This is a genomic window from Methanobacterium formicicum DSM 3637 (assembly GCF_000302455.1).
Classification (GTDB): Archaea; Methanobacteriota; Methanobacteria; order Methanobacteriales; family Methanobacteriaceae; genus Methanobacterium; species Methanobacterium formicicum_A.
On record NZ_AMPO01000005.1, the window covers coordinates 134,991 to 147,726 of the forward strand.

Below are 12,736 nucleotides of genomic sequence, written 5' to 3' on the forward strand. Positions count from 1 at the left end.
GGTTGGGGATATTGATTTTTAAAATCATATTTTTCTTTAAAAAAGTTATTAAATATGATTTTTAATAAGATGTTCATGGAAATGTCTTCATTTTTTACAGTTTTTTAATATATTAATTTTTTAATTCTTTTTTTCAATAATTCATTAACAATTCTGCTTCATTACCTATTCTGCAGCTGGCTGATCTACCCTTAGATTTATATATAACTTGTGCTAATTGATAATTTCCCAACAAGATCATGATTTTGAAATGAGGAAACCTCTGGAGAAACCATCTGATTTTTTTAGAAAATATTATTAAAGCATCACAAGTTCTTTTTTTAAAATGACATTAATTATGCACAAACTATATATGTCCTAATTTGTAGAAGAAAAACCATCATTATAAATCATTAATAATTCGGTGATTGTTGTGGCACCTAAACAAAAGTCTAAACTAAAAGATTTTAAAGATGATTTTTGGAAAACCAAGGATGTTAAAATTTCCCTTGGCGAAATTGCTTCCATTGATGAAATTGCTGAAGAAAAAAGGGAAGTAGAGAGTTCCAGAGTTGAGGGACCTACTCCCAAACCTAATATAACTGATCTAAGATCATGGGACATGAAGTTAATGGGTAGATACGAGCCGTTCTATGCTCCATTCTGTGATATGTGCTGTCTATGTACCTTTGGTAAGTGTGATTTAACCAATAAAAAAGGTGCATGTGGAATAGATGCAGCTGCTCAACAGGCCCGTATGGTTTTGTTGGCTAGCTGTATTGGTTCAGCATGTCACTCTGGCCACTCAAGGCATTTGGTTGATCATCTCATCGAAGAATTCGGTGCGGATCAGCCAATAGATATGGGTATGAACATCGATATTCAGGCACCCATCATGATGACTGTACTGGGTAAAACTCCCAAAAAACTTGGTGATTTAAAAGAAGCCATGGATTATCTGGAAGAACAAATGATACACCTCTTATCTTCCTGTCACACAGGACAAGAGGGAAAATCTATTGATTTCGAATCAAAAGCGCTCCATGCTGGACTGATGGATAATTTAGGTATGGAAATTGGAGACATTGCTCAAATAGCTGCTCTGAACTTACCTAAAGGGGATGAAGATGCTCCACTGATAGAACTTGGTGTTGGAACCATTGATGCAGAAAAACCAGTTGTATTATGTATAGGGCACAACGTGCTTCCTGGTGCAGGAATAATGGATTACATGGATGAAACTGGTCAGGAAGAAGACCTGGAAGTCTGTGGAATATGCTGTGCAGCCATTGATATCAGCAGATACAATCCACAGGCCAAAGTAGTGGGTCCCATATCCAAACAGCTCAAATTTGTGCGCAGTGGAGTGGCTGATGTTATAGTGGTTGATGAACAGTGTGTGCGTACCGATGTACTGGAAGAAGCCCAGGCTAAAAACACCGCAGTAATCGCCACCACAGATAAAATCTGTCTGGGACTACCAGACCTCACCAATGAGGATTCAGATAGAATTGTAAGTAAACTGGTCAACAAGGAAATAGAAGGGGCATTGATACTTGATCCGGCTAAAGTGGGAGAAGTAGCTGTAAAAACTGCTAAAATCCTATCTCCTGAACGAAAAACACTAAAAATGTTGCCAGATCTCGACGAAGTCCAGAAATTAGCCTCAGAATGTACAGAATGTGGTTGGTGTGTTAGAGTTTGCCCCAATGGCCAGCCTATGATGGACGCGGTTGTTAAAGCCAGTGAAGGTGATTTCTCCAAGTTTGAAGAGCTCTACACCAATGATATATGTTACACCTGTGGACGATGTGAACAGGAATGTGAAAGAGACCTTCCGCTAATGTCCATGCTGGCAAAAGTCGGAGAAAAACTTTCTAAAGAAGAAAAATTCAACATAAGGGCTGGAAGGGGACCTGCACAGGATGTTGAAATCCGTAGAGTGGGTGCACCCATAGTACTGGGGGACATACCAGGGGTTATTGCCTTTGTGGGATGTTCCAACTACCCTAATGGTGGAAAAGAAGTGGCTGAAATGGCCAAAGAATTCCTGGAACGGAACTACATTGTGTTAACCACTGGTTGTGGAGCCATGAGTATTGGAGAGTACCGGGATGAAGAAGGAAAAACACTTTATGAACAGTACAGTGGAGAGTTTGATGCCCGTGGTCTGGTTAACATGGGGTCATGTGTATCCAACTCCCATGTAGTGGGAGCCACCATCAAGATCGCCAATATATTCGCCAAAAAACCACTGGAAGGTAACTTCGAAGAAATTGCCGATTACATCTTAAACCGGGTGGGTGCCTGTGGAGTAGCCTGGGGAGCATACAGTCAAAAGGCCGCAGCAATCGCTACAGGAGTTAACCGCTGGGGAATACCAGTTGTACTGGGGCCCCATGGATCTAAATATCGTCGATTATACCTGGGAAGGGCAGATCAAGCCGACAGCTGGAAGGTCAAGGATCTGCGTACCGGGGAGGTTATGGAAGGAGAACCTGCACCGGAACACCTGCTCTATGCTGCTGAAACCAAAGAAGAAGCCCTACCAGTAATTGCTAAATTGTGCATCAGGCCTACTGACACTGCTAAAGGCAGACAAATCAAACTCAACAATTATATGGACCTTTACAAGCGTTACTTCGGTGAATTACCTCCAGATATTCATCTGTTTGTAAGAACTGAGAAAGATATTCCTATAACTTATAAAAAAGATGTTCAGAACATCCTGAAAGAAGTAGGATGGGAGCCCCGAAAAGTAGCTCAGGAACCTTCTTTAATGGGAATGGACGGTGATTAAATGGCTAATGAGAGAGTTATACCCTGGCAACCCACAGTAATTGCCGGACCAAAACAAGCATTACTGGTAACACCAGAAACTGCCGAGCTCATGATAAAAAAGGCTAAAAGACCTCTTTTAATTCTTGGGCCTCTGGTTAAAGAAGATCCAGTCCTTTCGTATGCTACCAGGATAGCAGAAAAATGGGATCTTCCGGTAGTTACCACAGCTGATGCCTATAAATCTTTTAAGGATAAAGGCCTCGATCCAACTGCTTATGGTGTGGTGGAGATTGTTAACCTTCTTAAAGACCCTGAATGGCAGGGGGTAAGTGGTAAAGGTCAACATGACCTGGTGATCTTCCTGGGATGTATATATTACATTGGTTCCCAGGGTCTATCAACACTCAAACACTTTGCACCTTACCTGAAGACATTGACTATCTGCAAATTCTTCCATTCCAATGCAGATGCATCATTCCCTAACATGAAAGATGAAGAATGGTTCAATTATCTTGAAAAAATGGGTAAAGAGGATTAATCTTTAAAATACGGGGGGACAACCTTTAAAAATTATCAGTAAATAAAAATAACGAAGTTAAATCACAGTCATAAAACAACAAAATATCAACTCAATGAAGTATGTACTAAATTACATACATAAATTTGTGTTTGATTAATTAACTGATTTGATTAGTATGAGATGAAAAGAGGCGTATTGTAAACGGAGGAATTGGATGTTTGAAGATATACCTGTTGATGTAAGCCCAATGTATGAGGGTGAACGTATCAGATCGGCCAACATGTTCGTGGAACTGGCAGGTCCCAAGTCCATGGGCGCGGAACTGGTGCAAGTCGAAGAAGACGTTGAAGATGGCAAAATTGAAGTCATAGGGCCTGAACTGGATGCCATGCAGGAAGGAGATATTCATCCTTTTGGGATCCTGATTGAAATCCAGGGGGAACACCTGGAAAAAGAATTGGAAGGTGTTATTGAACGCCGAACTCATGAACTCTGCAACTACGTTAAGGGATTCATGCACCTTAACCAAAGAGATGCTATATGGTGCAGGGTAAGCAAAGAAGCCCTAGCAGCAGGTTTCAAACTGGAACATCTAGCAAAAACTCTATCCATACTCTTCAAAGAAGAGTTCCCATTAATTGAATCCATTGCAGTTACCATTCTAACTGAACCAGCAAAAGTGGAAGAATTCGTATCCAATGCCAAAGAACAGTATCAAACCAGAGATGCAAGAGCCCGTGAACTCTCTGATGAGGACGTGGACGTGTTTTACGGCTGTGTAATGTGCCAATCATTTGCACCCACCCATGTCTGTGTGGTAACTCCTGACAGAACAGCCCTATGTGGTGCTATTAACTGGTTCGACTGCCGTGCAGCAGCGAAAATGGATCCAGACGGACCAATTTTTGAAATTGATAAAGGTGATGTTCTGGACACAGTTAAAGGAGAATACAGTAACGTTAACACCACCGTAACCGAACGATCCCAGGGTACAGTAGAAAAAGTGTACCTGCACAGTGTGTTTGAATATCCTCACACTTCCTGTGGTTGTTTTGAGGCAGTTGCCTTTTACATCCCTGAATTGGATGGGATAGGGATCGTTGACCGTGATTTCCGTGGTGAAACACCACTGGGAATACCCTTCTCTGCAATGGCGGGGCAGTGTTCTGGAGGTAAACAGGTGGAAGGATTCACAGGTCTTTCTCTGGAGTACATGCGCTCACCCAAGTTCCTACAGGCAGATGGGGGTTACGAGCGGATAGTGTGGTTACCTAAGGAGATCAAAGATTCTCTGGAAGATTACATACCCGAAGACATCCGGGATAAAATCCCTACTGAAGAGGATGGTTCTAACCTTAAGGAGATTCGCAGCTTCCTGGAAGAAAAAGGACATCCAATACTCCAAAGAATTAAAATCACTCCTGCAGAAGAAGAAATCGTCACAGAGGATGAAATTCCTGAAGAATGGGGTGAAGTGGAGGTGGAAGATGTGCCAATGGCTCCGGTTGCATATGCACCAGAATTAGCAATACCCTCATCATCTGGTGGGGTTAAGATAGTCTTCAAAAATGCCAAGATCTATGCTGAAAAAGTGATTATAAAAAAGAAATGAGGCAACTTGCTAAAAATAACTAAAATGACTCAGTTGGCTTAGAATAATTAAAATAGCAAAAATAGCACATCTAAGAATAATTGAACTGGCAAAAAAAATGGATCATCTGGTTTAAGTAAAATTGAACTGGCCAAATAATTCGAAAGGCTAGTTATCTGGCTAAAAATAATTTATTCAGATAAAAAATAGCCGGGTTATTGATTAAAATTAATAGTAAAGCGAATTATTTGAAATAAAGGATGAAAATTAAAGGAGCAATAAAGTGATCATCGCAGTAAGTGGTAAAGGTGGAACTGGGAAAACCCTGATATCATCTCTTCTCATAAAAAACCTGTCCAGCACCCAGAAGGATATCCTGGCAATTGATGCGGACCCTGACAGCAACTTACCCGAAGCATTAGGGGTGGATGTTCATAAAACTGTGGGAGACGTTCGGGAAGAATTAAAAGAAGACACTGCAAAGGGCAGAATACCTACCGGTATGAACAAGTGGGATATCCTGGACTACAAGATCATGGAGTCCATCATTGAAACTCCCAATTTTGATCTTCTGGTTATGGGGAGACCTGAAGGCAGTGGATGCTACTGTGCAGTTAATAACATGCTCCGAAGAATAATCGAGAACCTATCATCCAATTATGATATAATCATCATTGACACCGAGGCTGGACTGGAACACCTCAGCCGCAGAACCACCCAAAACGTGGATGTGATGCTGGTAGTCACTGATAAATCTAAAAGAGGAATGCTCACTGCACAAAGAATCGGACAACTGGCTGATGAACTGGATATCAACTTCAAAGAGTTATACTTGGTGGTAAACCGGGTGAACATTGAAAATGAAGATGAAATCATGGAAAAAGCTAGAGAAACCGGCTTGGAGATAGCAGGAGTAATCTATGAGGATGATGAGGTAACCCAGTACGATATCGAGGGAAGGCCCCTGGTGGAACTTGCCAGTGAATCTAATACTGTAAAGGCAGTATCCGGGATATTATCCCGTATTATAAGTTAAGTAAGGGCGTGGGTATATGGATAAAATGTCGCAACTTCTTAAACTACTGGAAAAAACTGACTATATAGAGATCAACGAATTTAGAATGGATTTTGAGGAACTGGAATTGCAGCTTATGCCTGCCATGCAACGAGTGGTGCAACAGGCAGTAACCCAAAAGGCCGCAGTTCAGGAAACCATTAAAACAATGGAAGCCATTGATTTTGTTCCTCCAATAAAAGATTACCCTGGCGAGGTTGCCCAGGTACAACTGGGAGCTGGAAGCAGAAAACCAGTATATTTAGGGGGTCAACAGGCTCTTTACCGTTTCGAAGAACCCCAACCTAATCCTCCGGTGGTAACATTTGATGTATTTGATATTCCCATGCCCGGGCTACCACGCCCTATAAGGGAACACTTCTCTGATGTTATGGAACACCCCGGGGACTGGGCTAAAAAAGCGGTTAATGACTTTGGGGCTAATGTGGTAACTATACACCTAATTGGAACTGGACCTAAGGTTATGGATAAAACACCAAGACAGGCTGCTGAGGACATAGAAGAAGTTCTGCAGGCTGTGGATGTTCCTCTGGTTATCGGAGGATCTGGAGATCCCCAGAAGGATCCGGTCGTTCTTGAAGCCGCTGCCATTGCTGCAGAAGATGAACGTTGTTTACTGGCTTCAGCCAACCTGGACCTGGATTATAAGAGAGTGGCCAAAGCAGCAGTAGACTACAACCATGCAGTCTTAAGCTGGGCCATCACCGACATAAACATGCAGAAAACCCTGAACAAGTATCTGATGAAAGAGGGGTTAACGCAAAAGGACATTGTCATGGACCCCACCACCTGTGCACTGGGTTACGGTATAGAATTCTCAATTGATGTCATCACCAGAACCAGACTGGCAGCACTTAAAGGAGACAAAGATCTGCAGATGCCAATGAGCTCTGGAACCACCAATGCATGGGGATCCAGGGAAGCCTGGATGAAAAACGATGCATGGGGCCCCACAGATTACCGGGGACCAATCTGGGAGATTTTCACCGGGTTAACCATGATGCTCTGCGGAGTGGACATCTTCATGATGCTGCACCCACAATCGGTGAAGATTTTAAGCGAAATAGGTTCTTCCTTTACCAAGGATTACCTTACAACTGATGTACCGGACATATCCAACTGGATAACGGAGTTGGAATAGGAGGTTATGAGTATGCAAGTCACTGCAATGGATATATACAGACTGCTTCCACAGACTAACTGTGAAGACTGTGATGAAGCCGCCTGTGGAGAGGCCTCCTGTATGGCCTTCGCCACCAAACTCTCAGAAAAAGAAGCACCACTAGAATTATGCACAGAACTGACTGAAGAAGGATTCGCCAAACTGGAAACCTTGCTGGCACCAGCAGTACGTGAGATAACCATAGGAACCGGTGATAAAACCATCACCATCGGTGGAGATGAGGTACTGTACCGTTACGAGTTAACTTATTACAACCCCACTTCCCTGGTTATTGACATATCAGATAACTTGACTGAAGCAGAATTCGCAGAACGGGTTAAAACCATAGAAGATACTGAGTTTGAAAGGATCGGTGAAATGCTCACCCTCGATGCTATTGCCCTAAGAAACGCATCAGGAGATGCTGGAAAATTCGCAGAAGCTGCTTTGAAACTGAAAACAGCTAAATTACCCATAATTCTATGTTCATTTGATCCCGCAGCTATGAAAGCAGCTCTGGAAAAAGTTGGTAATGAAAGACCACTGATATACGCGGTTAATGAAACCAACCTGGAAGAAATGGCTATACTGGCCCTGAAATATGACTGCCCCCTGGCCATATTCTCCCCCAATGACCTGGAGAAAATGAAACAGATGAGCAGAGCACTCCGGGAAAAAGGAATAAATGATATAGTTCTGGATCCTGGAACCTTTGTACAGGAAGGAATTGGGGACAGTCTGGATAACTTCGTCATGATCCGCAGACTGGCAGTGGAAGAACGGGATGAAGACTTCCGCTTCCCATTACTGGGCATACCCGCCCTCACCTGGTTATATGAAAAGGATGAAGTTCAGGGAGGTATCCGTGAGGCAACCATCGCTGCCACTCTCATGAACAAATATGCTGACGTGTTAATATTCCACGGAACCAACATCTGGGAATTAATACCAGTTCTCACTCTGAGACAGGGTATATACACAGACCCCAGAAAGCCCCAGGCAGTGGATCCCGGGCTCTATGAATTCGGAGAACTGGACAAAGACTCACCAGTACTCATGACCACCAACTTCGCCCTAACCTTCTACACTGTGGAAGGAGATATAAAAGGCAAAGCCAATGCTTATCTTCTGGTGCTGGACACTGAAGGTCGAGCTGTGGATGTTTCCCTAGCAGGGGGACAGTTAAATGCAGAAGCGGTAGCTGATCTCATTAAGGAAACTGGTATTGAAGATAAGGTGGATACCCGCACACTCATCATACCCGGATTATCCGCCCCTGTAAGTGGAGAAATAGAGGATGAAAGTGGATGGGAAGTTTTGGTTGGTCCACGAGACTCATCGGGAGTGCCAGATTTCTTGGATAAACTTAAAGAGAAAGCTTAGTTAAGTAATAAAGAATCTTAAGATATTTAAAAAAAAGGATATTAAAAAAATTTTATCTTAAGATTCTATTTTTTAAATCTTGAGATTTTGTGAAATGGAAAAGTGATAACATGAAGACCCTGATGGTAATTGATCCACACCGTTGCAGTGAATGCCAGGATTGCATCAATGCATGTAAAAAAACTCATGGAGTGGCCAGAACCAAAAAAACCAGCACAGTACCAGTATTCTGTCTGCAATGTCACCCAGATAAAGCTCCCTGCGCCCGAATATGTCCCACCGGTGCCATCCGGGAAGAAGATGGAACTTTAATGGTGGATGAGGAATCCTGTATAATGTGCCGTTTGTGCATGATAGCCTGTCCAGTGGGTATGCTGGTTATAGATGATGAGAAAAAGGCAGTGCAGAAATGCACCCTGTGTCTGGATGCAGAAGACCAAATATTACCTGCCTGTGTAGAGGCCTGCAAGGATAACGTTCTGAAGATTTTCTCTGTAGAAGATCTGGAGGAACTCAAAAAAGACCTTTCATACACAGAAGTACTTAACGAAGCCATGAAAGCTTACCAGGATAAGATCTAGGGCATGATGAGTTCAAATAAAATTAACTAAAACTCATTTTTTCCTAATTTTTTACTAAAATACATCCATGAATAATAAGTTATTCTCGAAGATAGACATTTTATTAGTTATTCTATGAATAATTCACAGGATTGAGTTATTTTTGAAGATAGGATATTTTAATTAGTTATTCTGTGAATAATTCACATAATAATGATTATTCTGGAATATAATGTACGGTAATTGGTTATTGTGGAAAGTCACAGGGCACCGGTTTTTTTACAGGATATAGTTTTTTTTGAAAATGGTGCTTAAAATTAGTTATTCTGGAATCTCAAATAATTTTAGGAAGATTAAGGTCTTATTACACGTTGGCCTTTGATTTTCACACCTTCTTTTTTTAACAGTTCTCTTTTCATTTCCACCCCTCCACCATAGTTACCCAGATTCAGATCAGATCTAACCACCCTATGGCAGGGTATAACCAATGGAAAAGGATTTCTGGCCATTGCACTTCCCACAGCCCTCCAGGCACGACTTTCCATGGACTCTGCAACTTCTTTGTATGTTTTAACTTCTCCCCGTGGAATTTTAAAAACCAGGTGCAGAGCTTTAAGATCAAAATCATTGGAAACCGGCCCAGTTTGTTTTCCTGATTTTTTAGTGGATAAATCCAGCATATCCATTTCAAATTCGTTTTTTTGCCCTTGGTAAATTTTGATTATGTTTCTTACCACTTCATTGTATTTTTCAGTTAATTCAAAGTGAGTAAATTCATGGGAAATCTGTTCATCCAGTAGTTCTCTACCCGATTGCGGTAGGAAAATCCTTACTATCTTTTCAGTTTCAGGGGAAACACCTACTGCAAAGAATAGATCATCTGCCCTGCAAATTGATATCATGATCTTTTTTGGATTGGAATTAATAATGTTTTTCTTTCCCATATTCATCCCCCTTTTTATTCATATCTTAAGTTCCTAATTTATCCCATCTTTCTTTCCATTTTTAGGTGTTATATGTTTTTCATTTTGTATTCAAACCTGGATCAGATTACCTTAAACACTGCATCAATTAGTTTATTGGAATTTGAGATAACATCAGCATTTCCAAGCCATTCAGGGATTTCATAAACAAAAACTGGAGTTCCAGTGGCTGCTATTGGGTTGTCAACGGTGTTGATAGATGATTGTTCTGGTTTTGCATCATTGTTCCGTTTGTAATAATTAAAACTTGGTAAAATCTTGTGGACAGATTCGCCTAAAGCAACTGATTTTGCATCCATGGTGGGAGTAGCAATATAATAACCATTACCATAACCTTGCTTATGGTTGTGAACTATTATCACCAAACTGTAATCTGATTTTTTAATATCCGGAATCACATACTGGGCAACCAGGCTTTCACCATTCTTACGGCCAATGGTGAAATCTTCAGGATTATTAGTGACGTTTATCTGATAATTCACAATTTTAACATCGTGAGTGAGTGCATATGCATTGAGAACGCCGGGTAAAACTTCTTTAGCTGATATTTCTCGGGGATGCATTCCAGTAACTACTGCTATGGTCTTTTTATTAGGATTAGATGTAATATTAGAAGTTATAACATGTTTGATTACCACACCTTTAGAGTCTGTGCCCAGTACGGTGGGAGATGCCGCGGAGAGTCCACCGAAATTGGGCATGATTAAAGCCACGTATGTGCAGGCAATTAACACCAGAATAATTAGAACAAATAATACAGAATAACTTCTTTTACTTTTAGGTCTGGTTTCAAAATCCAGATGTTCGGTGTGAATTAATTTTCCTCCGCACCGGCATCTATCAAAGTCTTCGGGAGACTCATCATCTTCCAGCTCGTAATAACCACCACATTTCTGGCAAATCAAATAAGACATGATAATAAATAATGACATAAGTTTAATTTATGCTTTTTCATGCTTTCTTTGTTTATGTATTGTTTAGTATGGGGTAGATAAGGTTTAGATGTGCAAATTTGAAGTTAGATAGAATTTATTTTTTATTTAATATGATTATACTGGCAACCGTAAATTCATTTCTTACAAACTGAATTAATAAGCATTTAACCGCTGCAGAATATATGTTAAAAAGCTGAATATATAAAAAAAATGATATGGCTAAAAAAAGTATCAATAGATATTTTTCCTAAACTCATTTCTCTAATCTTAAACCTATTCCTCTAATCTTAAACCTATTCCTCTAATCTCAAACCTATTTTCTCTAAATAGTTGAAGAATCTAAAAAATAAATTTAATTCCCTTTTAAGTGTCAATCTCTATGTTAGTTGTATTAGTGTCATTAGCCATATATGTAGAAACTATCCACCATAATTTCTATGTCTTCACTTGCATCCTGGAAGGCAACTGGATCTCCTACAAACCAAAGGTAATAGAGTAAACTATCCTTTTTAAATGACACGATTAAGATGCTAGTGGGGCTTAGCTCGTGATTTTCACCATAAATTTCGTAGACTTCCATACCATACTTTTCAAAATCCCTTTCATCAATTACTTCACTACCCTGAATTCGGAACACATCTTTGAGCATTTCAGCAAATTCCTGTGATGATATTTCAGCCACGTCTGTATTTCTGTTAAGGGATAGGGTTATGGAATTGTTAGCGTATAAACCACGGAGCACTTTCTTGGCATCAGAAGTCTCGACCATTTCCCAGTGCTCAGAATAATCCAAAGACACCTCTCCATTATCATAATTTAAGATACGAATTTCTTTCCGCGGTTTAAGGATTTTTTGGATAGAAACATCAGCTTTGTCCCTTACATATTTATATTCATCTTTTTGAGCGTTTTTAAGGGCTTCAAATGCCTCTTCATCTCCAATTCTTCCCAGAGCTTCGGCAGCTTTACCCCTAACATGGCGGTTTTTGTCGGTTGTTCTTCCCACAAGAAGATTGATCAGTGCATGTAGGGCATCTTCGCCCCCTATTTTACCTAAAACCTCGGCTGCTTTTGCTCTCATTCTCCAGTTTTTGTTTTTAAGAGTTTTTACGAGTGGAGGCACTGCGCTTTCACCCAGCTTTCCCAGTGCCAGCATTGCCTTCCACCTTACATCTGCATCCTCATCATCCATTGCTTCCAAGAGAATAGGAATAGCCTGTTTATCCTGCATTTTTCCTAATGATACTGCAGCGTATTTACGCACATGCCAATCGTTATCTTCCAGGGCTTTAATAAGGTAAGGCACGGCACGATGATCACCAATTCTTCCCAGAGCATTGGCAGAAGTTCTTCGAACACTCCAGTTCTTATCTTCCAGGGCAGTGATTAATGCATCCACAGCTCCTTCATTACCCAGTTCTCCCAGAGCCCATGCTGATTTTAACCTAACTTCTTCGTCAGGATCATTTTCCATAGAATCAATCAGAGCAGGAATAGCCCTAATATCTCCAATTCTTCCCAGAGCTTCTGCAGAATTTTCCCTAACTGAACTGAGGATAACGTAGTCCAAGTGCCAGCTCTTGTAACGTAAAGCTTCTATAAGGGCAGGAACTGCTGTTTCATCCCCTACTTTCTTTAAAGCACGAGCTGCTTCTTTCCTGGTAAGGTAGTCATGATCTTTAAGGGCTCTTATCAAACCCTCAACATCTTGTTCTTCTTCCAGTTGGGCTACATTCACATCAGAATCCATAGCACTCTCCGCGAAAT

10 protein-coding genes are annotated in these 12,736 nt (G+C 40.9%); 7 read left to right on the forward strand and 3 right to left on the reverse strand.

Annotated elements, in window-relative coordinates; all coding sequences use genetic code 11:
- Positions 1-403 precede the first annotated feature (403 nt).
- The 7 genes from cdhA (at position 404) to A994_RS07045 (ending at position 9,072) form a co-directional block, all read left to right on the forward strand.
- Positions 404-2,779: a CO dehydrogenase/acetyl-CoA synthase complex subunit alpha gene (gene cdhA, locus A994_RS07015; protein WP_192812704.1), complete on the forward strand. Its 2,376-nt coding sequence runs from the start codon at positions 404-406 to the stop codon at positions 2,777-2,779.
- Positions 2,780-3,298 (forward strand): CO dehydrogenase/acetyl-CoA synthase complex subunit epsilon, encoded by a 519-nt coding sequence (gene cdhB / locus A994_RS07020; protein WP_004030695.1) that lies wholly within the window; start codon positions 2,780-2,782, stop codon positions 3,296-3,298.
- Between the two features lie 196 nt (positions 3,299-3,494).
- Entirely contained in the window at positions 3,495-4,892 is a 1,398-nt protein-coding gene (cdhC, locus tag A994_RS07025) for a CO dehydrogenase/CO-methylating acetyl-CoA synthase complex subunit beta (protein WP_004030696.1), read from the forward strand.
- Between the two features lie 262 nt (positions 4,893-5,154).
- Positions 5,155-5,907 (forward strand): ATP-binding protein, encoded by a 753-nt coding sequence (locus A994_RS07030; RefSeq protein ID WP_004030697.1) that lies wholly within the window; start codon positions 5,155-5,157, stop codon positions 5,905-5,907.
- A 16-nt stretch (positions 5,908-5,923) separates the two neighbouring features.
- Entirely contained in the window at positions 5,924-7,087 is a 1,164-nt protein-coding gene (gene cdhD, locus A994_RS07035) for a CO dehydrogenase/acetyl-CoA synthase subunit delta (protein WP_004030698.1), read from the forward strand.
- A gap of 12 nt (positions 7,088-7,099) precedes the next feature.
- Entirely contained in the window at positions 7,100-8,491 is a 1,392-nt protein-coding gene (gene acsC / locus A994_RS07040; protein ID WP_004030699.1) for an acetyl-CoA decarbonylase/synthase complex subunit gamma, read from the forward strand.
- A gap of 110 nt (positions 8,492-8,601) precedes the next feature.
- Positions 8,602-9,072 carry a 4Fe-4S dicluster domain-containing protein gene (locus A994_RS07045; protein WP_004030700.1) on the forward strand — a complete coding sequence of 157 codons (471 nt, stop codon included), beginning with the start codon at positions 8,602-8,604 and terminating at the stop codon, positions 9,070-9,072.
- 332 nt (positions 9,073-9,404) lie between these two features.
- Here the strand turns inward: A994_RS07045 and A994_RS12900 are convergent, their stop codons facing one another.
- From A994_RS12900 to A994_RS07060, 3 genes are all read right to left on the reverse strand, one after another.
- Positions 9,405-9,995, reverse strand: a complete 591-nt coding sequence (locus tag A994_RS12900) for a methylated-DNA--[protein]-cysteine S-methyltransferase (RefSeq protein WP_004030701.1) — start codon at positions 9,993-9,995, stop codon at positions 9,405-9,407.
- A gap of 101 nt (positions 9,996-10,096) precedes the next feature.
- Positions 10,097-10,948 carry a hypothetical protein gene (locus tag A994_RS07055; RefSeq protein ID WP_004030702.1) on the reverse strand — a complete coding sequence of 284 codons (852 nt, stop codon included), beginning with the start codon at positions 10,946-10,948 and terminating at the stop codon, positions 10,097-10,099.
- Positions 10,949-11,369: 421 nt separating this feature from the next.
- Complete coding sequence (locus tag A994_RS07060; protein ID WP_004030703.1) at positions 11,370-12,719, reverse strand: HEAT repeat domain-containing protein; 1,350 nt, start codon at positions 12,717-12,719, stop codon at positions 11,370-11,372.
- Positions 12,720-12,736: the final 17 nt, after the last annotated feature.